Origin of the sequence: Pseudomonas sp. MOIL14HWK12:I1 (assembly GCF_000510705.1) — a bacterium.
In the GTDB taxonomy this organism is placed as follows: Bacteria; Pseudomonadota; Gammaproteobacteria; order Pseudomonadales; family Pseudomonadaceae; genus Chryseomonas; species Chryseomonas oryzihabitans.
Genome location: NZ_KI783309.1, coordinates 48,505 through 72,016, shown reverse-complemented (window position 1 = coordinate 72,016; position 23,512 = coordinate 48,505). Strand labels below are relative to the sequence as shown.

The window sequence follows — 23,512 nt, the reverse complement described above, 5'->3', positions numbered from 1 at the left end:
CCGGCCTAGGCCGGCATCTTGGGTTGCTCGATGGGCTGCGGCGGCAGCTCCGCCACCTCTTCGCACAGTTCCACCAGCGCCTGCGCCCAGGCCGGGTCGTCGTTGACGCAGGGAATCAGCACCAGCTCCCGGCCACCGGCTTCGATGAACTGCTCGCGCCCGCGATCGCCGATCTCTTCCAGCGTCTCGATGCAATCGGCGACAAAGGCCGGGCACATCACCAGCAGACGCTTCACGCCGGCCTTGGCCAGCTCGTCCAGCCGCGCCTCGGTGTAGGGCTCGATCCACTTGTCCTTGCCCAGCCGTGACTGGAAGGACACCGACCACTTGCCATCGGGAATGCCCAGGCGCCGGGCCACCAGCTCGGCGGTGCGCTGGCACTGGCTGCGATAGCAGACGGCCAGGGCCTTGGCGCTGACCTTGCTGCTGTCGGGCGCGCGCAGGTCGTGGCTGCGATCCTTGACCAGCTTGCGAATGTGCCGCTCGGGCAAGCCGTGGAAGGACAACAACAGGTGGTCGTAGGGCTCCTCGAGATAGGGCTCGACACTGGCCGCCAGCGCCGCCTGGTATTCCGGACGGTCGTAGAAGGGCGGCAGGATCTTCAGCGTCAGCGGCAGCTGATGGGCCTCGATCACCCGCCGTGCCTCGACGATGGCGGTGGTGGTGGTGCTGTCGGCGAACTGCGGATAGAGCGGCGCATAGGTCACTTCGCGGATGCCCTGGCTGGCCAGGCGCTTGAGCACCGATTCCACCGATGGCTCGCCGTATCTCATGCACAACTCCACCGGACCGTGGCGCCAGAGAGGCCGCACGGCCTCCTGCAGGCGGCGGCTGAGCACGATCAGCGGCGAGCCATCGTCCCACCAGATCGACTCATAGGCCTCGGCCGAGGCGGCGGGTCGCTTGATCAGCACCAGGGACACCAGCAGACGGCGCAGCGGCCAGGGCAGATCGACCACATAGGGATCCATCAGGAACTGGTTCAGATAGCGCTTCACGTCGGGGACGTGGGGCGAATCGGGCGAACCCAAGTTGGCGAGCAGCAGAGCGTTGGTAGTCATCGTGAATCCTTGGCAGCGAGCAGGTCGGCCAGGGCCGCGTCCAGCTCGGGATAGCGAAAGACATACCCGGCCGCGAGCAGGCGCTCGGGTCGGGCGCGCTGACCACCCAGCAGGAGGATGGACAGCTCTCCCATCAGGCGCAGGGCGAAGGCGGGAATCAGCAATCGCGCCGGGCGCCGCAAGGCCCGCCCCAGCGCTTCGGTGAACTCGCGGTTGCGGACCGGCTGGGGGGCACAGAGATTATAGGGACCCTGGGCGTCGCTTCGGTTGAGAAGAAAATCGATGGCCCCGATTTGATCCTGTAAATGAATCCAGGGCATCCATTGGCGTCCATTGCCCAGGCGCGCGCCCAGGCCGAAGCGGAAGGGCGGCAGCAGGCGCAGCAGAAAGCCGTCGTCGGCGGCCAGTACCAGGCCGGTGCGCAGGTTGACCACGCGGATGCCCAGTTGCTCGGCCTCGTTGGCGATCTGCTCCCAGGCCAGGCACAGCTCGCCAGCGAAGTCGGGGCCGGCCAGGCTGTCGGCCTCGCTCACCGGTTTTTCGCCGCTGTCGCCATAGAAGCCGGTGGCCGAGCCGGAGAGCAGGACCGCGGGTTTCTGCGGGCGCCCGCGCAGCCACTCGATCAGGCGCTCGGTGGTGCCGATGCGGCTCTGCCAGAGTTCGGCCTTGCGACTGCGGGTCCAGGGCTTGTCGGCGATGGGCGCGCCGGCCAGGTTGACCACCGCGTCCAGGTGCTCGTCGCCCAGCGCGTCCAGCTGGGCGATGCCGCGCACGCCGGGTCCGCATTCGCGCGTCACCCGCGCCGGATCGCGGCTGAGCACGGTGAGCTGGTGCCCGGCAGCCGCCCATTGGCGGCACAGCGCGCGGCCGATCAATCCGGTGCCACCTGTCAGCAGGATATGCATGTCGTCACTTCCTTCTCGTATTGCCCTGCCGCCCGTATGCATCTGAACGAAGGGAAGAGGATTGTTTGGTATGGTCGTGGGTCGAAAGATCCAGAACGGTTGCCAGTCGTAGCCGTAGAGCCCTTGCGCGCGCAAACGTTCGACAAGGGCGAATCGTCAGACAAGCGAGGTCCATCATGACTGCCCCCATCGCCATCGTTGGCGCAGGAATAGCCGGACTTGCCGCGGCCCAGACGCTGATTCGCGCCGGGCAGCAGGTCCAGATCTTCGACAAGAGCCGCGGCAGCGGCGGCCGCATGGCCAGCAAGCGCAGCGAAGCCGGTGCCCTGGACCTGGGCGCCCAATATTTCACCGCCCGCGACCGGCGCTTCATCGACGCCCTCAACGAATGGCGGCGAGCCGGTTGCGCGGCCGAATGGAATCCGGTGCTCTACCAGTATCGCGACGGGCGCCTGAGTCCCTCCCAGGACGAGCAGCCGCGCTGGGTCGGGGTGCCGCGCATGAGCGCCATCACCCGCCACCTGCTGGCCGATCTGCCGGTCACCTTCGACTGCCGCATCACCGAGGTCTTTCGCGGCGCCCAGCACTGGCACCTGCTGGACGCCAGCGGCGAGACCCACGGCCCCTTCGCCCAGGTCGTCATCGCCATGCCGGCGCCCCAGGCCACCGCCCTGCTCTCCAGCGTGCCCAAGCTGGCGGCCACCGTGGCCGGCGTCAGCATGGAACCGACCTGGTCGGTGGCCCTGGCCTTCGCCACGCCCCTGCAGACCCCGGTGGAAGGCTGCTTCGTGCAGGGCAGCGAACTGGACTGGCTGGCGCGCAATCGCTGCAAGCCCGGGCGCGACACCACCCTGGACACCTGGGTGCTGCACGCCACCAGCGCCTGGAGCAAGGCGCACATCGATGCCTCCAAGGACGCGGTGATCGAACGTCTGCACGGCGCCTTCGCCGAGCTGATCGGCTGTCCGCTGCCGGCGCCGGCCTTTACCCTGGCCCATCGCTGGCTCTATGCACGCCCCGCGCAACCTCACCAGTGGGGCGCCCTGGCCGACCCCGACATGGGCGTCTTCGTCTGTGGCGACTGGTGCTCCAGCGGGCGGGTGGAAGGGGCCTGGTTGAGTGGTCATGAGGCTGCGCAGCAGCTCCTGAGCAGTCTGGATTAAGCGACGAAGCGCACGCCGTCTGTAACCTGCGGCGAATCTTTTGCCGCAGCCCCCTGTCGAAAGTTGCACCAAACTTGTACAAACAGGAAAACCTTGTACAAGAAAATACACGACAGGGGATCTCCATGCTTGCCAACTCCTCCTCCAGCCTGCCCCGCCCGCGCCTGGGCATCAGTGCCTGCCTGCTGGGTGACGAAGTCCGCTATAACGGTGGACACAAGGAATCCCGGCTCTGCAGCCAGACCTTCGCCGAGCACTTCGACTTCGTCCGGGTCTGCCCGGAAATGGCCATCGGCCTCGGCACGCCCCGCGAACCCATCCGCCTGGTGGGCGACTCCCAGGCGCCGCGCGCGGTGGGCACCGTCGACCCCAGCCTGGACGTGACCGCCGCCCTGACCCGCTACGGGGAAAAGATGGCGGGCGAGCTCACCGACCTGTCCGGCTTCATCTTCATGCAGAAATCGCCTTCCTGTGGCATGGAAAGGGTCAAGGTCTATCACGCCAATGGCCAGGGCAGCGAAACCGACGGTCGCGGCCTGTTCGCCGCCGCCATCATGCGTCTACGACCGGACTTGCCGGTGGAAGAAGCCGGGCGCCTGAATGATCCGGTGCTGCGGGAAAACTTCGTCACCCGCGTCTTCGCCCACGCTCATTGGCTGCAGCTCATGCAACAAGGCCTGACGGCACGTGCCCTGCTGTCCTATCATTCGCGCTACAAGTACCAACTCATGGCCCATGATGCCCACCGGGCCCGGGCGCTTGGTCAGTTGGTCGGCAGCATCGGCCAGCGCAATCTGGACGAGCTGGGACAGGAGTATTTCAGTGGCCTGATGGCTGCACTGAAAAAGTGCGCTACCCGTGGTACTCACTGCAATGTGCTCTATCATCTATTCGGTTATCTGCGTCGGGTCCTGAGCGACAGCGAGAAGCAGGAAATGCAACAGCTCATCGAGCAGTACCACGAGGGCGTCGTTCCTCTGGTCGTGCCCCTAACGCTGCTCAAGCACCACTTCCGCCAGCATCCGGATCGTTATGTGAACGAGCAGGCCTATCTCCAACCGCACCCCGAACGCCTGAGTCTGCGAAATGCCATCTAGCGCCTCTCCCTTGCCTTCGTCGTCCAACGCCGAAGAGCAGGACTACCAGTCCGCTCTCCATGAGGGCTGGCTGCCCATCCGGGAAATCGCCCGGCGCACCGGCGTGAACGCCGTGACGTTGAGGGCCTGGGAGCGGCGCTATGGCTTGCTGGTGCCCAAGCGCACCCCCAAGGGCCATCGGCTGTACAGCGAGGCCCATGTGGTCCGGGTGCAGCAGATCCTCGCCTGGATCGCCCGCGGCGTGGCGGTCAGCCAGGTCAAGGGACTGCTCGACGAACAGCGGCCCGCCGCGGTACCTAGCGACACGCCTTGGCAGGGCATCCATCAGGAGATGATGGACGCCATCGGCCGGCTGGCCTCGCGCGCCCTGGACGAAGCCTACAATCGCGCCGCCTCGCTCTATCCCCCGCGGGTGCTGCTGGACCAGTTGCTCTGGCCGCTGCTGCGGGAACTGGAGCGCCTGAGCCAGGCCACCGACGATGGCCGCTTGCAACAGGTGTTCTTCCAGTCCTGGCTGCGCAGCAAGCTGGGCGCGCGGATCTACCACAGCCAGCACAGCTTGAGAGGCGCCCCCTTGGTGCTGCTCAATCTTGACGACACGCCGATTAATGTGTCCCTGTGGCTCTGCGCCTGGCTGATCAGCGCCGCCGAGTGCCCGGTCGAGATCGTGGAATGGGCGGTCCCCGCGGGCAATCTGGATCGCCTGGTCGAGCAGCTGGAGCCCCGGGCGCTGGTGCTCTGCCGTGACAGTCGACCCGACAGCGAGCTGCGCCGCCAGCTGCAGACCTTCGCCAACCGCCATGCCCGCCCCTGCCTGACCCTGGGCGCTCTGGGCGAATCCCTGACCGCCGATGCCGCACCGGCGCGCAGCCCGGGGGAGGCCTTCGACCGCCTGCAGAGTGCCGGCCTCCTGCGCCAGGAACGCCACGCATGAGTCAGCTCGTCTGGTTTCGTACCGACCTGCGCACCCTCGATCATCCCGCTCTCCACGCCGCCGCCGAACAGGGTCCGGTGGTGGCCGTCTTCCTGCTGAGTCCTGCCCAGTGGCAGGAACATGACGAGGCGGCGGTCAAGGTCGATTTCTGGCTGCGCAATCTCGCCGAACTGGGCAAGACGCTCGGTTCTCTCGGTATCCCCCTGCTGGTGCGTAGCGCCGAGCGCTGGGAACAGGCACCCCAGGTGTTGCTCGAGCTGGCCAGGGAACTGGACCTCGAACACCTGCACTTCAATGACGAATACGGGGTCAACGAAGCCGCGCGCGACGACGCCGTGGCTGAAGCCTTCGAAGCGGCGGGGCTGACGGCCCATCGCTATCTGGACCAGACGCTGTTCGCGCCGGGTACGGTGCTGACCAAGAGCGGCGGCTATTTCAAGGTCTTCGGCCAGTTCAGGAAGACCTGCCTGGCACGCCTGGAAACCGGTCTGCCGACGCCCCTGCCCGCTCCCGGCAAGCGGAAGAAAAGTCTGGTCCAGGCGGATGACCTGCCCACCTCGGTCGCCGGCTTTGCGGCCATCTCGCCCGAGGTGCAACAGCTGTGGCCGGCCGGTGAAGAGGCCGGCCTGCAGCGTCTGCAGGCCTTTATCCAGGACGACCTGGAGGACTATCACCAGGCGCGGGACATTCCCTCCACACCCGGTACCAGCCAGTTGTCCGCCTACCTCAACGCCGGCGTGCTGACGCCCCGGCAGTGCCTGCAGGCGGCGGTCCGGGCCAATGACGGCCTGCTCAGCGGCGGCAAGCAGGGGGCGGCCACCTGGATCACCGAGTTGCTCTGGCGCGAATTCTATCGCCACGTGCTGGTGGGCTATCCCTGGGTTTCGCGGCACCAGCCGTTCAACCGGGATCTGGCCGCCCTGCCCTGGCGCGACGACCCCGAAGGCCTCGACGCCTGGCAGCAGGGGCGCACCGGGATTCCCATCATCGATGCCGCCATGCGCCAGCTCCTGCAGACCGGCTGGATGCACAACCGCATGCGCATGCTGACCGCCATGTTTCTCTGCAAGAATTTGCTGATCGACTGGCGTGAAGGTGAACGCTGGTTCATGCAGCACCTCATCGACGGCGATCTGGCCTCCAACAACGGCGGCTGGCAGTGGAGCGCCTCCACCGGTACCGATTCGGTGCCCTATTTCCGGGTATTCAATCCCCATACCCAGGCGCTCAAGATCGATGCCCGGGGCGATTATGTGCGCACCTGGATACCGGAGCTGGCCGACCTCAAGGGCAAGGCCGTGCACACCCCCGGGGGCCGTTACCTGACGCCGCTGGTGGACCTGGGCGAGAGTCGCCAGCGCGCCCTGTCCGCCTACCGTGGCATGGCGCGCAAGACGGAAACGAAAAAGCCGGACTAGGTCCGGCTTTTTTCATATCGGCCCTGGATCAGAGGGTATGGCTGTAGAACAGCGCATAGGACTCGATGCCATCGTTGGGCTGCTTGATGCCGGCGTTGGAATAGTGGGTCGCGCGGATGCCGACGCGCTGGGTGTCGCCGAACTTCAGGCCCAGGCCGATGCGGTCTTCGAAGTTGAAGGCCGAACCCAGGTCCTGTTCGCCGACCTTGGTGCTGGAGAAGACCGAGACGCCGATACCGGCCTCGACAAAGGGCTTCACCTGACCCTGGCCGAATTCGTAGACGAACACCGGGGCGAAGGACAGCGAATGCTGGTCGGAAGAATGGCCGTTGTCACCTTCCCAGTAGGTGTAGCCCGCATCCCAGTAACCGGTCAGGCGGCCGGTGGAGCTCTGCCACCAGCTCTTGTCCCAGTTCCAGCCGGCACCGATGCGGTACGTCATGCCGCTCTGGCTGGTGGCGCCGACCGCCCCGGTGATTTCCACAGCCTGTGCCGCTGCCACGCCACCCAGCGAAAGCGCGGCGGCTACTGCGACGGAAAGCAATTTGTTCATGAGAGTGCCCTTATGGATGTTTCTAGTTTTTACGAACCGCCAGCATTGACCCCTAAGTCGTGAAGGTGTTCACAGGCTGGGACATTTTTACCTACAAGGTCGGATGCTAGTCGCTGGACAGGCATTTGGCGAGCAAAACCCGGGCAGAAAAGTCAGACGAACGCCTTTACCTCGGCACCTGCCGGCCAGAGTTGCGGCAGTACCGCCTCCAGGTCGGCGGGCTCGCCGGACGTCCAGATCCGCGTCGGGCCGGCGGGTCCACGGGCCAGGCGCGCGTCCCGCGCCAGCAGACTCTGCAGGCGCCGGGCCACGGCGGCGCCGGTGTCCACCAGGATGATTTCCGGCGGCACCAGTTCGGCCAGCAAGGGGCGCAGGAAGGGATAATGGGTGCACCCCAGGATCAGGGTGTCGCACTCTGCCGTCAGCAGCGGCTCGAGAAAATCCTGCAGCAGGCGCCGGGTCTCGGGACCGTGCAGATCGCCGCGCTCGACCTGCTCCACCAGTCCCGGGCAGGGCTGGGTGAGAACCTGGACGCCCAGGGCGAATCGGTCCAGCAAGGCCGCGAACTTGGCGCTCTGCAGCGTACCCGTGGTCGCCAGCACCCCGACCCGGCCATTGCGGGTGGCAGCGGCCGCCGGCTTCACCGCCGGCTCCATGCCGACGATGGGCCAGTGGGGATAGCGTTCGCGCAGATCGGCCACCGCCGCCACGGTGGCGGTGTTGCAGGCCACCACCAGGGCCTTGGCACCCTGGGCGTGCAGCCGCGCCGCGATCAGCTGGCAGCGCTCGCGGATGAAGGCGGGGGTCTTTTCCCCATAGGGGATATGGCCGCAGTCGGCGATGTAATGCAGGGTTTCCGCCGGCAACAGCTGGCGGATCTCCGCCAGCACCGACAGGCCGCCGACGCCCGAGTCGAAGACTCCGACCGGCGCCTCGTCAGCCATGGCGGGCGCCGCACACCGGGCACCCCGGATCGCGCCGGACGCGCAATTCGCGGAAGCGACTGCCCGCGGCATCCACCAGCAGCAGTCGTCCCACCAGCGGCTCGCCGAAGCCGGCCAGCAGCTTGAGCGCTTCCAGTGCCTGCAGACTGCCCACCAGCCCCACCACCGGACCAAGCACCCCGGCTTCGCTGCAACTGAGCTCGGCTTCGCTGCCCTCGCCATAGAGGCAGTGATAGCAGGGACTGTCGGCGCGACGCGGATCGAAGACGCTGAGCTGGCCTTCCAGGCGAATGGCCGCGCCACTCACCAGCGGCCGCCCGGTGGCCACGCAGGCGGCATTGACTGCCGCCCGGGTGGTGAAGTTGTCCGAGCAGTCCAGTACCAGGTCCACCGCGGCGATGCGCGCCGCCAGGCTGTCGGCGTCCAGCGCCTCGCGCAGCGGCACCAGGCGCACCTCGGGATTGAGCGCCGCCAGACGTTGCAGGGCGGAATCCACCTTGCCCTGGCCGATGCGGCTCTCGTCATGCAGCACCTGGCGCTGCAGGTTGCTCAGGTCCACCTTGTCGAAGTCGGCCAGGTGCAATTCGCCGACACCGGCGGCAGCCAGGTAGAGCGCCACCGGCGACCCCAGCCCGCCGAGGCCGACGATGAGCACCCTGGCGTCCTTCAGTCGCAATTGTCCGGCGATATCCACCTGGGCCAGCAGTATCTGCCGGCTGTAGCGCAGCAGTTCGCCGTCGCTCAGCATGGCCAGCGGCCTCCGCTGATGCGCGCGTGACCACCCAGGTCCTGGCGACTCTCGACCTCGATGAAGCCCTGGCGCACCAGCAGTTCGCGTACCGCGGCGGCCTGCTCGAAGCCGTGTTCCAGCCACAGCCAGCCACCCGGCTGCAGGTGCGCGGGCGCCGCCGCGATCAGCTCGCGGATGTCGTCCAGTCCATCGGTGCCGGCCACCAGGGCGCTGCGCGGCTCGAAGCGCACATCGCCTTCGTCGAGATGGCGATCGCTGCCGGCGATATAGGGCGGATTGCTGACGATCAGCTCGAAGCGCTGTCCGGCGAGGGCGGCGAACCAGTGACTCTGCTGGAAGCCGACGTTGCCCAGCCGCAGGCGCTGGGCGTTGCGTTGCGCCAGCTCCACCGCGGCCGGGATGCGATCCACGCCGCTGACCTGCCAGCGCGGTCGTTCATGGGCCAGGGCCAGGGCGATGGCACCGGTACCGGTGCCCAGATCCAGCACCCGCACCTCGTCGGCCAGGGGCAGCGCCAGGGCGGTTTCCACCAGCACCTCGGTGTCGGGACGCGGGATCAGGGTATCGGGGCTGACCTCCAGGTCCAGCGACCAGAAGCCCTGCTGGCCGAGGATATAGGCCACCGGCTCGCCCTGCCGGCGGCGTTCGAGATCGGCCTGGAACCGTGCCAGGGCCTCGCGCGGCACCAGCTTTTCCGGCCAGGTGCGCAGGTAGCTGCGTGGCTTGTCCAGGGCGGCCGCCAGCAGCAATTCCACGTCGAGGCGGGCACTGGGCGAATCCGGCAACTGGCTTTCGCGCACCAGGGCGCCGATGGTGGCCATGGTTCAGTCTCCCAGGGCCGCCAGCTGGTCGGCCTGGTATTCCTGCAGCAGCGGGTCGATGACCTGCTGGACGTCGCCGTTGACCACCTCGCCGAGGGAATAGAGGGTCAGGTTGATGCGGTGATCGGTCACCCGCCCCTGGGGGAAGTTGTAGGTGCGGATGCGCTCGGAGCGGTCACCCGACCCCACCAGCAGCCGGCGGGTGTCGGACATTTCCTTGTGCGCCGCCGCGTCCTGCTGGTCGTTGAGCTTGGCCGACAGCCAGGCCATGGCCTTGGCGCGGTTCTTGTGCTGGGAGCGTTCCTCCTGGCACTCCACCACGATGCCGGTGGGCAGGTGGGTGATGCGCACCGCGGAGTCGGTCTTGTTGACGTGCTGACCGCCCGCGCCGGAGGAGCGATAGGTGTCGACGCGCAGATCGGCCGGATTGATCTCGATGGCCTGCTGCTCGTCAGGCTCGGGCAGCACCGCCACGGTACAGGCCGAGGTGTGGATGCGGCCCTGGGATTCGGTTTCCGGCACCCGCTGCACCCGGTGCGCGCCGGACTCGAACTTGAGCTTGGCGTAGACGTTGTCGCCCTCGACCCGGGCGATGACCTCCTTGAAGCCGCCGTGCTCGCCCTCGTTTTCCGAGAGCACTTCCAGTCGCCAGCCCTGGCGTTCGGCATAGCGCGAATACATGCGGAACAGATCGCCGGCAAAGATCGCCGCCTCGTCGCCACCGGTACCGGCGCGGATTTCCAGGAAGACGTTGCGGCCGTCGTTGGGATCGCGCGGCAGCATCATGCGCTGCAACTCGTCTTCCAGTTCCTGCAGGCGCGCCTTGGCAGTGCCGACCTCTTCCTCGGCCATCTCGCGCAGATCCGGATCGCTGTCCTTGAGTAGCGCCTGGGCGCCCTCCAGGTCGGCCTGCACCTTGCGGTATTCGGTGAACGCCTGGCTGACCGGCTCGAGTTCAGCGTATTCCTTGGAATAGGCGCGGAACTGGGTCTGGTCGCTGATGACTTCGGCGTCGCCCAACAGCGCGGTCAGCTCCTCGAAGCGGTCCTGCAGACCGTCGAGCTTGTGCAACAGAGAGGTCTTCATGTCTTGTCCAAACCCTCGTCGAGGGCGAAGAGTTCCTGAGCCAGGGTCAGCGCGTCGACGCGTCCCTCGGCGGATAGTTTCTTGAGCTGCACGCTCGGTGCGTGCATCAGCTTGTTGGTGAGGCTGCGCGCCAGGGCGGCCAGGGCTTCCTGGGGATCGGCGCCATTGGCCAGCTGGCGCTGGGCGCGAGCCAGTTCGTCGTCGCGGATCTGCTCGCCCTGCTGACGATAGGCGCGGACCACGTCCACCGCGGCGCGCTCGCGTAGCCGCTGCATGAAGTCGTCGACCCCGGCTAGCACCAGCTTCTCGGCGGCCTGGGCCGCGCCCTGGCGACTCTTGAGATTTTCCGCCACCACCTCGTGCAGGTCGTCCACCGTATAGAGGTAGACGTCTTCCAGCTCGCTCACCTCCGGCTCGATGTCGCGCGGCACGGCGATGTCGACCATGAAGATGGGCTTGTGCCGACGCTGCTTGAGCGCCCGTTCCACCGCGCCCTTGCCGAGGATGGGCAACTGGCTGGCAGTGGAACTGATGACGATGTCGCTGTTGACCAGTTCGTCGGGAATGTCGGCCAGGAGCACGGTATGGGCGCCGAATTCCTCGGCCAGGTGGCTGGCGCGCTCCAGGGTGCGGTTGGCGACGACGATGCGGCGCACGCCCTGTTCGTGCAGATGGCGGGCGACCAGGGTGATGGTCTCGCCGGCGCCGATCAGCAACGCCTGGCTGCGGCTGAGGTCGCTGAAGATCTGCTTGGCCAGGCTGACCGCGGCAAAGGCCACCGACACCGGGTTCTCGCCGATCGCCGTGTCGGTGCGCACCGCCTTGGCGGTATTGAAGGTGGCCTGGAACAGCCGGCCCAGCAACGGCCCCACGGTGCCGGCCTCGCGGGCCACGGCATAGGCCGACTTGAGCTGGCCGAGGATCTGCGGCTCGCCCAGCACCATGGAGTCCAGCCCGGCGGCCACCCGCATCATGTGGCGCACCGCGGCTTCGTCCTGGTGCAGATAGATGCTGGCGCGCAGGTCTTCCAGGGGCACCCGGTGGTACTGGGCGAGCCAGGCCAGCACGGCGTCCGCCAGGCTGGGCTCCAGTTCCAGGTAGAGTTCGCTGCGATTACAGGTGGAAAGAATCGCCGCTTCGCGACTGTGGGTGGCCTGCTCCAGCTGGCGCAGGGCCTCGACCGTCTGCTCTGGAGTGAAAGCCACGCGTTCGCGCACCTCAACCGAGGCGGTCTTGTGATTGATGCCGAGCGCGAGAAAGGCCATGGACGCAAGCAGTCGAACGGATTGGGAAAGCCGAACATTGTCCTACGCGCGGGCGGTGGCGACAACCAGCAGCGACGAGACGTCGGACAATCGCCGTCATAGCCTGGGCGAATGAATCTTGCCGGGCAAAAGGCGTCAACAGCCTCGACCACCGCACTTCTCGGCCCGCCGCTCCGCATGTGCGACGCGGCCACGGCGACTCTTGTGGCATGATGGACCGACTGTAAAAAGGCCGCCCTGACCCTATGACCAGATACCTCGCGCTGCTGACGACCGCCCTGCTGCTCGCCGGCTGCCAGAACCTCGGCCGGCAGCCGACGCCCGCCGCCGCCATCCCGCCGCCCACCGCCAAGACCAGCACGCCGCAACCGGCCGGCTCCTTTCGCGAAGACACCCTCTATGACCTGCTGGTCGGCGAGCTGGCCGGTCAGCGCAACCGTTTCGACATCGCCCTGACCAACTATGTCGAGCAGGCCAAGTCGACCCAGGACCCAGGGGTCGCCGAGCGCGCCTTCCGCATCGCCGAATACCTGGGCGCCGATACCCCGGCGCTGGAAACCGCACAGATCTGGGCGCGCAACGCCCCCGACAACCTGGATGCCCAGCGCGCCGCCGCCATCATGCTGGCCCGCGCCGGTCGCTACGACGAATCCATGGCCTATATGGAGCGCGTGCTCCAGGGCCAGGGCGACACCCACTTCGATTTCCTCGCCCTGTCCGCGGCGGAAACCGACGAGACCACCCGCGCCGGGCTGCTCAAGAGCTTCGATCGACTGCTGGCCAAATATCCGCGCAACGGCCAGCTGCTGTTCGGCAAGGCGTTGCTCTTGCAGCAGGACGGCCGCGCCGACGAGGCGCTGAAACTGCTGGAGCGCAATCCGGCGGCCAAGCGCGAAGTCGCCCCGCTGCTCCTGCGCGCGCGCCTGCTGCAGAGCCAGGACCGCAGCGCCGAGGCCCTGCCGCTGCTCGAAGCCGGCATCCGCCAGCACCCGGAAGACCGCCGCCTGCGCCTGGCCCATGCCCGGCTGCTGGTGGAGCTGGATCGCCTGGACCAGGCCAAGCGCGAATTCGCCGAGCTGGTCACCCAGTTCCCGGACGACGACGACCTGAGATTCTCCCTGGCGCTGGTCTGCCTGGAAGCCCAGGCCTGGCGCGAAGCCCAGATCTATCTCAAGGAACTGCTCGAGCGCGGCAGCCACGTGGACGCCGCGCACCTCAACCTGGGGCGCAGCTACGAAGAACTCGACCAGCCCGAACAGGCGCTGGCCGAATACGCCCAGGTCGGACCGGGCACCGACTACCTGGCCGCCCAGCAGCGCCAGGCGGAAATCCTGCTGGGCAGCGGCCGCATCGCCGAGGCCCGTCAGCGCCTGGCCGACGCCCGCAAGCGCCAGAGCGAATACGCCGTGCCGCTCTATCTGCTGGAAGTCGAAGGCCTGGCCAGTGCCGACCAGACCGCCCTCGCCGACCAGACCGTGCAGCAGGCCCTGCAGCAGTATCCCAACGACCTGAATCTGCTCTATGTCCGCTCCATGCTGGCGGAAAAGCGCGGTGATCTCGGTCAGCTGGAAGCCGATCTGCGCTATATCATCGCCCACGACCCCGACAACGCCATGGCGCTCAACGCCCTCGGCTACACCCTGGCCGATCGCACCCCGCGACTGGCCGAGGCGCGCCAGCTGATCGACAAGGCACACCAGCTGAGTCCGGACGATCCGGCGATCCTCGACAGCATGGGCTGGATCCGCTATCGCCAGGGCCAGCTGGCCGACGCCGAACGCTATCTGCGCCAGGCCTACGAACGCTTCCCCGATGCCGAGGTGGCGGCCCACCTGGGCGAGGTGCTCTGGGCCCAGGGCAAGCGCAGCGAAGCGCGCAAGGTCTGGCGCGTGGGCCTCGACGCCGACGCCGATGACGCCATCCTGCGCAGTACCCTCAAACGCCTGACTGGAAGCGAAACCCTCCGATGATCCGCCTGCGTACCCTCTTCACCCTGTTGCTGCTCGCCCTGCTGGCCGGTTGCGCCAGCACCTCTCGCCAGGAGGCCGTGGAAGGCCAGGGCAACGCCGCCCAGTGGCAGGCCCATAAAAAACGTATTGCCGCCCTCGACGGTTGGCAGATCGACGGCAAGGTCGGCATCCGCGCGCCGCGCGATTCCGGCAGCGGCACCCTGTTCTGGCTGCAACGCCAGGACTACTACGACATCCGTTTGGCCGGCCCCCTGGGGCGCGGCGCCACCCGCCTCACCGGGCGTCCGGGCGCCGTCACCCTCGACGTCTCCGGCCAGGGCAGCTACCAGGCCGACTCCCCCGAGGCCCTGCTGGAACAGCAGCTCGGCTGGCGCCTGCCGGTGTCGCATCTGCTCTGGTGGGTGCGCGGCCTGCCGGCCCCGGACAGCCGCAGCCAGCTGACCCTGGACGCCGACAGCCACCTGGCGCGCCTGGTGCAGGACGGCTGGACCGTGGAATACACCCGCTACACCGAGCAGAACGGCTACACCCTGCCCGAGCGCCTCAAGCTCACCGGCAAGGACCTGGAAGTCATCCTGGTGGTGAAGACCTGGCAGCCGCGCGAGCTGGGCAAATGATCCCAGCGCCCGCCTTCACCCTGCCGGCGCCGGCCAAGCTCAATCTCTTCCTGCACATCCTCGGGCGCCGCGCGGACGGCTATCACGAACTGCAGACGCTGTTTCAGTTTCTCGACTGGGGCGATGACCTGGGCTTTGCCGGACGCGACGACGGCGAATTGCAGCTGCACGACGGCCTGCCGGGCGTCGCCCCCGAGCAGAATCTCATCCTGCGCGCCGCCCGGTTGCTGCAGCAGGAAAGCGGTACCCGGCAAGGCGCCGATCTCTGGCTGACCAAGCGGCTGCCCATGGGCGGCGGCATCGGCGGAGGCAGTTCGGATGCCGCCACCACCCTGCTCGGCCTGAATCACCTCTGGGGCCTGGGCGCCAGCCTCGACGACCTGGCGGCCCTGGGACTGCGCCTGGGCGCCGACGTACCGGTGTTCGTCCGCGGCCAGGCCGCCTTCGCCGAGGGCGTGGGCGAAAAGCTCACCCCGGTCGCACCGCCGGAACCCTGGTATCTCGTGGCCGTGCCGCAAGTCTCTGTAAGTACAGCAGAAATTTTTTCAGATCCGCTGTTGACACGGGACACTCCCGCCATTAAAGTTTGCGCCGTTCTCAAGTGGTCAGGTCGAAACGACTGCCAGAGTACGGTCGAAAGGCGTTACCCAGAAATTCGTAACGCTTTGATCTTGCTAAACAAATTTGTTTCAGCTAGATTAACCGGCACTGGAGGTTGCATATTTGGAAGCTTTCCAAATAAGACCGAAGCTGATACAGTAGCAAGCCAGCTACCAGCATCACTTCCAGGCTTCGTAGCCAAAGGCAGCAACACTTCCATGTTGCACCGGGCGCTAGCAAGTCTGACCAGAGAATGAGTACAGCTAGTACTCTGCAAGATACAGGGGCGTCGCCAAGCGGTAAGGCAGCAGGTTTTGATCCTGCCATGCGTTGGTTCGAATCCAGCCGCCCCTGCCATTTTCCTTCCAAGACCCACCTCAAGCCGCAGGAACTGCAGCGTGTCCAAGATGATGGTCTTCACGGGGAACGCCAACCCCGATCTGGCACGGCGCATCGTGCGCCAGCTGCACATCCCTCTCGGTGACGTCTCCGTCGGAAAGTTCTCCGATGGCGAGATCAGCGTCGAAATCAACGAGAACGTTCGGGGCAAGGATGTCTTTATCATCCAGCCCACCTGCGAGCCGACCAACGACAACCTGATGGAACTGGTGGTGATGGCCGACGCCTTCCGCCGCTCCTCGGCCACTCGTATCACCGCAGTCATCCCCTATTTCGGCTATGCGCGCCAGGATCGCCGTCCGCGTTCCGCGCGCGTCGCCATCACCGCCAAGGTCGTGGCCGACATGCTGACTGTGGTGGGCATCAATCGCGTGCTCACCGTCGATCTGCACGCCGACCAGATCCAGGGTTTCTTCGATATTCCCGTGGACAACATCTACGGCTCCCCCGCCCTGGTGGATGACATCGAAGACCAGCGTTTCGAAAATCTGATGATCGTCTCCCCGGACATCGGCGGCGTGGTGCGTGCGCGTGCCGTGGCCAAGAGCCTGGGTGTGGACCTGGCGATCATCGACAAGCGTCGTCCCAAGGCCAACCAGTCGGAAGTGATGCACATCATCGGTGACATCCAGGACCGCACCTGCGTGCTGGTCGACGACATGGTCGATACCGCCGGCACCCTGTGCCACGCGGCCAAGGCCCTGAAGGAACACGGCGCCGCCAAGGTCCTGGCCTACTGCACTCACCCGGTGCTGTCGGGTCGGGCCATCGAGAACATCGACAACTCCGTGCTGGACGAGCTGGTGGTGACCAACACCATTCCGCTGTCCGCCGCGGCCCAGGCCTGCAGCCGTATCCGCCAACTGGACATCGCGCCGGTGGTGGCCGAGGCGGTACGCCGGATCAGTAACGAAGAATCCATCAGCGCGATGTTCCGTTAAGGAACAGCCGCTCTGGAAGCGCCCCGGAAGGCCGTGACGGTCTACCGGGGCTTTTTAGTCGGTAGGGCCGTAGAACTGGTCGCAAGTCTCGGTCTGCCGATTCCTTATCCTGGAGATTCACAATGGTTGATTTCACTCTGAATGCCGAAGTGCGTTCCGACCTGGGGAAAGGTGCGAGCCGCCGCCTGCGTCGTAATGCCGGTAACGTTCCCGCCGTGATCTACGGTGGCGACAAGGCTCCGACCTCCATCACCCTGGTCGGCAAAGACCTGGCCAAGATGCTGGAAAGCGAAGCCGCTTTCGCCAGCGTCATCACCCTGAAGGTCGGTGGCAGCAACGAAAGCGTCCTGGTCAAGGCCCTGCAGCGTCATCCCTCCAAGGGCTACGTCATGCACGCTGACTTCCTGCGCGTCATCGCCGGCCAGAAGCTGACCGCCCACGTCCCCCTGCACTTCATGAACCAGGAAACCTCCGTGGGCGTGAAGCAACAGGGTGGCGAGATCCTGCACACCATCAACGAAGTCGAAGTTTCCTGCCTGCCGAAAGACCTGCCGGAATTCATCGAAGTCGACATGGCCAAGGTCGAGCTGGACCAGATCGTTCACCTGAGCGACCTGAACGTCCCGGCTGGCGTCGAGCTGGTGTCCCTGGCCCACGGCAGCGATCTGCCGGTTGCCAGCATCCACATGCCGCGCATCCGTGAAGAAGCTGCTGACGGCGCTGCCGAAGAAGGCGCTGCCGAGTAAGTTCTCGCACGCCTGAAAGAGAAGGGCTCCTGACATGACTGCCGTCCAACTGATCGTCGGCCTGGGTAATCCGGGCCCCGAATACGACCAGACCCGGCACAATGCAGGGGCCCTTTTCGTTGAGCGGCTGGCAGCCGCCCAGGGCGCGAGCCTGGCTGTCGACCGCAAGTATCACGGCCTCGTGGGGCGCTTTCGCCACGCGGGCAACGATGTTCGTCTGCTCATCCCCACCACCTATATGAACCGCAGCGGCCAGGCCGTGGCGGCGCTCGCCGGCTTTTTCCGCATCCCGCCGGCGGCCATCCTGGTGGCCCATGACGAACTTGACCTGCCACCCGGCACCGCGCGCCTCAAGACCGGCGGCGGCCACGGTGGGCACAACGGGCTGCGCGACATCATCGCCCAGCTCGGCAATCAGAACGGCTTCCAGCGCCTGCGCCTGGGCATCGGCCATCCGGGCCATGCCAGCCTGGTTTCCAACTTCGTGCTGGGCCGCGCACCGCGCAGCGAGCAGGACCTGCTCGACACCAGCATCGAGGCCGCCCTGGAGGTGGTACCGGCGCTGCTGGACGGCGACCTGACCCGCGCCATGCAACGCCTGCACAGCCGCAAGGCCTGACCTACCCTACCCTCTTCCTTTTCTTCCGCGAGGACACACACCATGGGATTCAATTGCGGCATCGTCGGCCTGCCCAACGTCGGCAAGTCCACCCTGTTCAATGCCCTGACCCAATCCGGTATCGCGGCGGAAAACTTCCCCTTCTGCACCATCGAGCCCAACAGCGGCATCGTGCCCATGCCCGATGCGCGACTGAACGCCCTGGCGGAGATCGTCAAACCCGAGCGGGTGATCCCCACCACCATGGAGTTCGTCGACATCGCCGGCCTGGTGGCGGGTGCCTCCAAGGGTGAAGGCCTGGGCAACAAGTTTCTCGCCAACATCCGCGAGACCGATGCCATCGCCCACGTGGTGCGCTGCTTCGAAGACGAGAACGTCATCCACGTGGCCAACTCGGTGGACCCCAAGCGGGACATCGAGGTGATCGACCTGGAGCTGATCTTCGCCGACCTCGACAGCTGCGAAAAGCAGCTGCAGCGCGTGACCCGCAACGCCAAGGGCGGTGACAAGGAAGCCCTGGCGCAAAAGGCCCTGCTGGAACAGCTGATTCCCCACTTCGAGGCCGGCAAGCCCGCCCGCAGCCTGATGAAGGGCCTGGACGAAGAGCAGAAGCGCCTGGTGCGCAGCTTCCACCTGCTGACCAGCAAGCCGGTGATGTACATCGCCAACGTCGCCGAAGACGGCTTCGAGAACAACCCGCACCTGGACGTGGTCCGTGCCATCGCCGAAGAAGAAGGCGCCGTGGTGGTGCCGGTATGCAACAAGATCGAAGCGGAAATCGCCGAGCTGGACGACGACGAGGAAAAGCAGATGTTCCTTGAGTCCATGGGCATGGAAGAGCCGGGCCTGAACCGGGTGATCCGTGCCGGCTACGAACTGCTCAACCTGCAGACCTACTTCACCGCCGGGGTGAAGGAAGTCCGCGCCTGGACCGTCCGCGTCGGCGCCACCGCGCCCCAGTCGGCCGCCGCCATCCACACCGACTTCGAAAAGGGCTTCATCCGCGCCGAAGTGGTGGCCTATGACGACTTCATTGCCTTCAAGGGCGAGAACGGCGCCAAGGAAGCCGGCAAGTGGCGCCTGGAAGGCAAGGACTACATCGTCAAGGACGGTGATGTCATGCACTTCCGCTTCAACGTCTGAGTCACGGCGAACACCAAGAACCCCCTCCTCACCGCAAGGTGGCGAGGGGGTTTTCTTTTGCGCGGCGATTGGCTGTCGCCGCGCAAAGGCACGGCTCGCGGGACGTCGATTTGGCACAATGACCGTCGCTCGACCGCCCGCTTGGGCTCTTTCCGCCGCCTGGATGCCGCCATGAATTTCGAAGACCTGCGCCTGTTCGTCACCACCCTGAACGAGGGCAGCTTCACCGCCGCCGCCGACAAACTGGGGCTGTCCAAGCAATTCGTCAGCCGGCGGACCATGGCACTGGAGGAAAGTCTGGGGGTGCGGCTGCTCAATCGCACCACGCGACGCCTGCAGGCGACCGAACTGGGGATGCTGCTCTATGAGCGGGCGGTCAAGATCCTCGAAGACGTCAACGACACCGAGGAATTGCTCTCCAGCCGGCGGACGGTGCCCCAAGGGGTGCTGCGGGTCAGTGCGCCCATGACCTTTGGCACCCTGCACCTGAGTCCCCTGCTGCCGGATTTTCTTTCAGCCTATCCGCAGATCCGCCTGGAGCTGGATCTCAATGACCGGGCGGTGGATCTGCTGGCGGAGGGCTATGACATGTCGATCCGTATCGGCACCCTGGCCGACTCCAGTCTGATCGCCAAGCGGCTGACCGAGATGCAACTGGTGACCTGTGCCAGTCCGGATTATCTGCAGAAGGCGCCGCCGCTGCTGCAGCCGGAGGATCTGGCCGAGCACAGCTGTCTGCTCTATGGCCATGGTCGCCAGGTGGAATGGCGCTTCCAGCGTGGGGGCAAGCCGCTGGTGCTGCCCATGCAGGGTCAGCTCCGGGCCAACAACGGAGAGGTGGTGCGGGATGCGGCCATCGCCGGTCAGGGCATCGCGGTGCTGCCGACCTTCATCATCGGCGCGGCGCTGGCCTCAGGGGCGCTGGTACAGGTGCTGGAAGACTTCGCCCTGCCCAGCGCGGCGGTCTATGCGGTCTATCCCCAGCATCGTCAGTCGGCGCGCATCGTCCAGCTGTTCTCGGACTATCTGCGCGACCGGCTGACGGTTCAGCCGACTCACGCCGCGGCGCCGCGGGTCGGTTGACGCTGGGGCCACTGCTGCAGGGTCCGCTCGGCGCCGTCGGCGGCCAGGCGTTGGCCGTCCAGGCGCTGTTGCTGGCGCTGGATCGAGGGTTGCAGACTGCGCTCGGCGCCGTTTTCAGCCAGGGCACGGCGCGGGTCGAGACGCTGTTGCTGACGTTGGATCGACGGCTGCAGACTGCGATCGGCGCCGTTCTCGGCCAGGGCACGGCGCGGGTCGAGACGCTGTTGCTGGCGCTGGATCGACGGCTGCAGACTGCGATCGGCGCCGTTTTCAGCCAGAGTACGATCCTGCTGCTGGTGCTTTTCGATCAGCGAACCCAGGGGGCGCAGGGCGCTTTCCTCGGCCTGGGCGGATTGGGCGATGGCGGTGGTGAGCAGGGTGGCGGCGAAGAGGGCGGCGAGGGCTTTCATGGCGAGTACCTGTGTCGGGTGGGTGTGGACTCATTGTCGCCAGCCCACCCCGCGCCTAGAAATCGTCCCTCGGGATAGCGATCATCGACCGCGCTGATGATGGCGTTCAGGCCCGCGCCTGACGCTGCCGCATGAGGAACAGGCCCCAGACCGCCAGCGCCGTGGCCGCCAGCAGGCACCCGGCCAGGCTCACGCCGGTCCAGCCGAAGTGTTCGTAGAGTCGCGCCGACAGCAGCGAACCCAGAGAGCCGCCAAGGAAGTAGCCGGTCATGTAGCCGGCGTTGAGGCGGCTGCGCGCCTCCGGGCGCAGCCGATAGACCACGTTCTGGTTGCTCACGTGGCTGAGCTGCACGGCGAGATCCAGCACCAGGATGCCAACCAGCAGCGCCGCCAGCGACTGCTGGGCGAAGGCCAGGGGTAGCCAGGCCAGGGTCAGGGAAGCCAGACCGATGCTGGTGGCGAGACTGCCCTTGCCCTGGTCGGCCATGCGTCCGGCCAGGTTGGCGGCCAGGGCGCCCACGGCGCCGGCGAGACCGAACAGGCCGATGGTGCCGTCGCTGAAGCCATAGGGTTCGGCGGCGAGCAGAAAGGCCAGCGGCGTCCAGAACACCGCGAAGACGGCGAAGCCCAGGCACCCCAGCAGGGTGCGCAGCCGGTGCAGGGGCTCGTCGCGCAAGAGCTCGAACACCGACCCCAGCAGCCGCGGATAGCTCAGGCCCGCCGACTGCTGATAGCGCGGCAGCGCCAGGCGCAGGGCCAGGGCGGTGGCCAGCATCAGACCGGCCGCCACGGCATAGACGGTGCGCCAGTCGCCCAGGGACGAGAGCGCCCCGGCCACGGTGCGGGCCAGCAGGATGCCGAGGATGAGGCCGCTCATCACCGTGCCCACCGCCCTGCCCCGCTGCTCCGGCGCGGCCAGGGTCGCGGCGAAGGGCACCAGCACCTGGGCCACCACCGAGAAGAGCCCGGTCATGGCGGTGCCCAGCAGCAGCCAGGTCAGACTGGTGGCGGTGGCGCTCAGGGCCAGGCCGGCGGCGGCGATCACGCTCATGGTGACGATCAGTCGCCGGCGTTCCAGCAGGTCGCCCAGGGGCACCAGCAGCAGGAGTCCGGCGGCGTAGCTGAGCTGGGCGGTGGTGACGATGCTGCCGGCCTGGGTGTAGCTGAGGTCGAAGCGCTGGGCGATGGTGTGCAGCAGCGGCTGGTTGTAGTAGTTGCTGGCCACGGCGATGCCGGTGGCGACGGCCATGAGCAGGGTCAGCCAGCGGCTGAGAGGAGGCGTGGGGTTCGACATCCGCGGGGGTCCGGCAAGGAGGAGGCTAGTCAGTATCGGACAACGGCGGCTATCGGTTAAATGAATCGTTAAGATAGCCTTGATCTCATTTCAAGATAGCGCCATGAATCTCAAGCAGCTGGAATTCGCCGTCGCCCTGGCCGAGGAACGCCACTTCACCCGCGCAGCCGAGCGCTGCCATGTGGTGCAGTCGGCGCTCAGTCACCAGATCGCCCGCCTGGAAGCCGAGCTGGGCGCCACCCTGTTCGAGCGCCTGCCGCGCCAGGTGCGCATCACCCCTGCCGGCGAGGCCTTGCTGGTGCATGCGCGCCAGGCGCTGGCGGCGGTGGAGCGCTTGCAGCAGGACGTGGCCGCCGCGGTCGGCGCCATTCGCGGCACCCTGACGCTGGGTCTGATCTCCTCGGTGCCGCGCCTGGATATCGTCGAGTTGCTGGCCACCTTCCATGCCCGTCATCCCCAGGTGGACATCCGCCTGCGCCAGGACAAGAGCGAGACGCTGCTGGCGGCGGTGCGCGAGCGGCAACTGGATTTCGCGCTGATCGGGCTGTCGCGCCAGGTGGCCCTGGAGGCGGTGGACAGCCGCCTGCTGCTCAGCGAGGAACTGGTGGCGGTGTTGCCCGCCGCGCACGGACTGGCGGGGCGAGAAAGGCTGTCGCTGCACGAGCTGGTGGATCTGCCGCTGGTGGACCTGCCCGCGGGCAGCGGCGCGCGGCGGCAAACCGACGAGGCCTTCGCCGCTCTGGGCCTGCCCCATCGGGTGCGTTTCGAGACGGGCAACATGCAGTTGCTGGAGCGCTTCGTCCGCCGCGGCCTGGCGATCGGCCTGGTGCCCCAGAGTATCGCCAGCACCTTTGCCGGCCTGGCCCGGGTGCCGGTCAGCGATGCGCCCCAGCGTAACGTCCACGCCATCTGGTCGCCGCTGCCGACGCCGGCGACACGGGAATTTCTCAAGGTACTGGAAGAGGCGCTGGCGGATTAGCTGTCGCGCATCGGTCGGCCGCCGCGAGACGCGAGTGACAGCCTGGCAGCGGCCCTTGCTAAGCTGTCAGGCCCGTACCGCCGGAGATTTCAGCCATGCAGATCACGCGCATCGTACCGAACATCGCCACCGCGCAATTGGCCGCCGCCAAGGTCTTCTACGGTGAGCTGCTGGGGCTGACGCTGGCGATGGACCATGGCTGGATCCTGACCTTCGTCGGCGCCGGCCAGACCACTCCCCAGGTCAGCTTCGCGATGGAAGGTGGCTCGGGCACGCCGGTGCCGGAGTTGTCGCTGGAAGTCGATGACCTGGACGAGGTCTTGCGTCGATTGGAGGGCGCGGGCTACGTGCCGGAGTACGGTCCGGTGATGGAGCCCTGGGGCGTGAGACGCTTCTTTGTCCGCGATCCTGGTGGGAGGCTGTTGAATTTCCTGGAGCATGTTTGAGGAATGACCGCCGGGCGCTCGCCGGGTGGTCCGCCGGTACGGCCGCGGCTAAAAGCCCGCGCAGAAACGTAGCCTGGAAAACGGCGCAGCCTTTTCAAAGGGGTGACGTCGTCGTGCGGGGCGTGCCCTCACCCCAGCCCTCTCCCGGAGGGAGAGGGGGTTATTCGAGCAGGCGTGCAGCTCCATCGGAAACGTAGAACCGTAGCCTGGAAAACGGCGCAGCCTTTTCCGGGGGTGGCGCCGTTGCGCGGGGAGCGCCCTCACCCC

Annotated in this window: 24 protein-coding genes and 1 tRNA gene; 15 read left to right on the top strand and 10 right to left on the bottom strand. The window is 66.6% G+C overall.

What is annotated here, in order from left to right; translation table 11 throughout:
* Nucleotides 1-5: 5 nt before the first annotated feature.
* Entirely contained in the window at nt 6-1,061 is a 1,056-nt protein-coding gene (locus PSEK12I1_RS0121440) for a ferrochelatase (RefSeq protein ID WP_027602878.1), read from the bottom strand.
* Nucleotides 1,058-1,966, bottom strand: a complete 909-nt coding sequence (locus PSEK12I1_RS0121435; RefSeq protein ID WP_027602877.1) for a TIGR01777 family oxidoreductase — start codon at nt 1,964-1,966, stop codon at nt 1,058-1,060. The genes PSEK12I1_RS0121440 and PSEK12I1_RS0121435 overlap by 4 nt, the downstream gene beginning before the upstream one ends.
* Nucleotides 1,967-2,031: 65 nt before the next feature.
* Here PSEK12I1_RS0121435 and PSEK12I1_RS0121430 point away from each other — a divergent pair, with 65 nt between their 5' ends.
* The 4 genes from PSEK12I1_RS0121430 (at nt 2,032) to PSEK12I1_RS0121415 (ending at nt 6,578) form a co-directional block, all read left to right on the top strand.
* On the top strand, nt 2,032-3,129 hold the full coding sequence (locus PSEK12I1_RS0121430; protein WP_077173138.1) for an NAD(P)/FAD-dependent oxidoreductase: 1,098 nt from the start codon (nt 2,032-2,034) through the stop codon (nt 3,127-3,129).
* 125 nt (nt 3,130-3,254) lie between these two features.
* Nucleotides 3,255-4,226 carry a DUF523 and DUF1722 domain-containing protein gene (locus tag PSEK12I1_RS0121425; protein ID WP_027602876.1) on the top strand — a complete coding sequence of 324 codons (972 nt, stop codon included), beginning with the start codon at nt 3,255-3,257 and terminating at the stop codon, nt 4,224-4,226.
* Nucleotides 4,227-4,236: 10 nt separating this feature from the next.
* Nucleotides 4,237-5,160, top strand: a complete 924-nt coding sequence (locus PSEK12I1_RS0121420) for a MerR family transcriptional regulator (RefSeq protein ID WP_027602875.1) — start codon at nt 4,237-4,239, stop codon at nt 5,158-5,160.
* A complete protein-coding gene (locus PSEK12I1_RS0121415) occupies nt 5,157-6,578 on the top strand; it encodes a deoxyribodipyrimidine photo-lyase (protein ID WP_027602874.1) in 1,422 nt (473 codons plus the stop codon). The genes PSEK12I1_RS0121420 and PSEK12I1_RS0121415 overlap by 4 nt, the downstream gene beginning before the upstream one ends.
* 28 nt (nt 6,579-6,606) lie before the next feature.
* Here PSEK12I1_RS0121415 and PSEK12I1_RS0121410 read toward each other — a convergent pair whose 3' ends face one another.
* From PSEK12I1_RS0121410 to hemA, 6 genes are all read right to left on the bottom strand, one after another.
* Nucleotides 6,607-7,131: an acyloxyacyl hydrolase gene (locus tag PSEK12I1_RS0121410; protein WP_027602873.1), complete on the bottom strand. Its 525-nt coding sequence runs from the start codon at nt 7,129-7,131 to the stop codon at nt 6,607-6,609.
* A gap of 152 nt (nt 7,132-7,283) precedes the next feature.
* The gene (gene murI / locus PSEK12I1_RS0121405; protein ID WP_027602872.1) at nt 7,284-8,075 is read right to left on the bottom strand and encodes a glutamate racemase; all 792 of its coding nucleotides are present in this window, start codon (nt 8,073-8,075) and stop codon (nt 7,284-7,286) included.
* Complete coding sequence (locus PSEK12I1_RS0121400; RefSeq protein ID WP_027602871.1) at nt 8,068-8,823, bottom strand: molybdopterin-synthase adenylyltransferase MoeB; 756 nt, start codon at nt 8,821-8,823, stop codon at nt 8,068-8,070. Before PSEK12I1_RS0121400 ends, murI begins: the two co-directional genes overlap by 8 nt.
* Nucleotides 8,817-9,647: a peptide chain release factor N(5)-glutamine methyltransferase gene (prmC, locus tag PSEK12I1_RS0121395; protein ID WP_027602870.1), complete on the bottom strand. Its 831-nt coding sequence runs from the start codon at nt 9,645-9,647 to the stop codon at nt 8,817-8,819. The genes PSEK12I1_RS0121400 and prmC overlap by 7 nt, the downstream gene beginning before the upstream one ends.
* A 3-nt stretch (nt 9,648-9,650) precedes the next feature.
* Nucleotides 9,651-10,733 carry a peptide chain release factor 1 gene (prfA, locus tag PSEK12I1_RS0121390; protein WP_007161558.1) on the bottom strand — a complete coding sequence of 361 codons (1,083 nt, stop codon included), beginning with the start codon at nt 10,731-10,733 and terminating at the stop codon, nt 9,651-9,653.
* Nucleotides 10,730-11,998, bottom strand: coding sequence for a glutamyl-tRNA reductase (gene hemA / locus PSEK12I1_RS0121385; RefSeq protein ID WP_007161557.1), 1,269 nt, complete (start codon nt 11,996-11,998; stop codon nt 10,730-10,732). The genes prfA and hemA overlap by 4 nt, the downstream gene beginning before the upstream one ends.
* A 245-nt stretch (nt 11,999-12,243) precedes the next feature.
* Here hemA and PSEK12I1_RS0121380 point away from each other — a divergent pair, with 245 nt between their 5' ends.
* The 9 genes from PSEK12I1_RS0121380 to PSEK12I1_RS0121340 all read left to right on the top strand — a co-directional run bounded on the left by PSEK12I1_RS0121380 (nt 12,244) and on the right by PSEK12I1_RS0121340 (nt 20,116).
* Nucleotides 12,244-13,968: a tetratricopeptide repeat protein gene (locus PSEK12I1_RS0121380; protein WP_027602869.1), complete on the top strand. Its 1,725-nt coding sequence runs from the start codon at nt 12,244-12,246 to the stop codon at nt 13,966-13,968.
* Entirely contained in the window at nt 13,965-14,585 is a 621-nt protein-coding gene (gene lolB, locus PSEK12I1_RS0121375) for a lipoprotein insertase outer membrane protein LolB (RefSeq protein ID WP_037007293.1), read from the top strand. Before PSEK12I1_RS0121380 ends, lolB begins: the two co-directional genes overlap by 4 nt.
* Nucleotides 14,582-15,442 (top strand): 4-(cytidine 5'-diphospho)-2-C-methyl-D-erythritol kinase, encoded by an 861-nt coding sequence (gene ispE / locus PSEK12I1_RS0121370; RefSeq protein WP_027598960.1) that lies wholly within the window; start codon nt 14,582-14,584, stop codon nt 15,440-15,442. Before lolB ends, ispE begins: the two co-directional genes overlap by 4 nt.
* 25 nt (nt 15,443-15,467) lie before the next feature.
* A tRNA-Gln gene (locus PSEK12I1_RS0121365) sits at nt 15,468-15,542 on the top strand.
* Between the two features lie 41 nt (nt 15,543-15,583).
* Nucleotides 15,584-16,525 carry a ribose-phosphate pyrophosphokinase gene (locus PSEK12I1_RS0121360; protein WP_007161553.1) on the top strand — a complete coding sequence of 314 codons (942 nt, stop codon included), beginning with the start codon at nt 15,584-15,586 and terminating at the stop codon, nt 16,523-16,525.
* Nucleotides 16,526-16,647: 122 nt separating this feature from the next.
* Complete coding sequence (locus PSEK12I1_RS0121355) at nt 16,648-17,271, top strand: 50S ribosomal protein L25/general stress protein Ctc (protein ID WP_027602867.1); 624 nt, start codon at nt 16,648-16,650, stop codon at nt 17,269-17,271.
* Nucleotides 17,272-17,305: 34 nt separating this feature from the next.
* Nucleotides 17,306-17,890, top strand: coding sequence for an aminoacyl-tRNA hydrolase (gene pth / locus PSEK12I1_RS0121350; RefSeq protein ID WP_027602866.1), 585 nt, complete (start codon nt 17,306-17,308; stop codon nt 17,888-17,890).
* 42 nt (nt 17,891-17,932) lie between these two features.
* Nucleotides 17,933-19,033, top strand: coding sequence for a redox-regulated ATPase YchF (ychF, locus tag PSEK12I1_RS0121345; protein WP_007161550.1), 1,101 nt, complete (start codon nt 17,933-17,935; stop codon nt 19,031-19,033).
* A 171-nt stretch (nt 19,034-19,204) separates the two neighbouring features.
* The gene (locus PSEK12I1_RS0121340) at nt 19,205-20,116 is read left to right on the top strand and encodes a LysR family transcriptional regulator (RefSeq protein WP_027602865.1); all 912 of its coding nucleotides are present in this window, start codon (nt 19,205-19,207) and stop codon (nt 20,114-20,116) included.
* On the opposite strand, the gene PSEK12I1_RS0121335 is transcribed toward PSEK12I1_RS0121340, so the two are convergent.
* Together PSEK12I1_RS0121335 and PSEK12I1_RS0121330 are read right to left on the bottom strand one after the other, a co-directional pair.
* Nucleotides 20,089-20,526 (bottom strand): hypothetical protein, encoded by a 438-nt coding sequence (locus tag PSEK12I1_RS0121335; protein WP_027602864.1) that lies wholly within the window; start codon nt 20,524-20,526, stop codon nt 20,089-20,091. The two genes, PSEK12I1_RS0121340 and PSEK12I1_RS0121335, sit on opposite strands and share 28 nt — an antisense overlap.
* Nucleotides 20,527-20,632: 106 nt before the next feature.
* Nucleotides 20,633-21,820, bottom strand: a complete 1,188-nt coding sequence (locus PSEK12I1_RS0121330) for an MFS transporter (RefSeq protein WP_027602863.1) — start codon at nt 21,818-21,820, stop codon at nt 20,633-20,635.
* Between the two features lie 103 nt (nt 21,821-21,923).
* Between PSEK12I1_RS0121330 and PSEK12I1_RS0121325 the strand changes: the two genes are divergently transcribed.
* Both PSEK12I1_RS0121325 and PSEK12I1_RS0121320 read left to right on the top strand, forming a co-directional pair.
* Nucleotides 21,924-22,799: a LysR substrate-binding domain-containing protein gene (locus tag PSEK12I1_RS0121325; protein WP_027602862.1), complete on the top strand. Its 876-nt coding sequence runs from the start codon at nt 21,924-21,926 to the stop codon at nt 22,797-22,799.
* A 95-nt stretch (nt 22,800-22,894) separates the two neighbouring features.
* A complete protein-coding gene (locus PSEK12I1_RS0121320) occupies nt 22,895-23,245 on the top strand; it encodes a VOC family protein (RefSeq protein ID WP_027602861.1) in 351 nt (116 codons plus the stop codon).
* Nucleotides 23,246-23,512 lie beyond the last annotated feature (267 nt).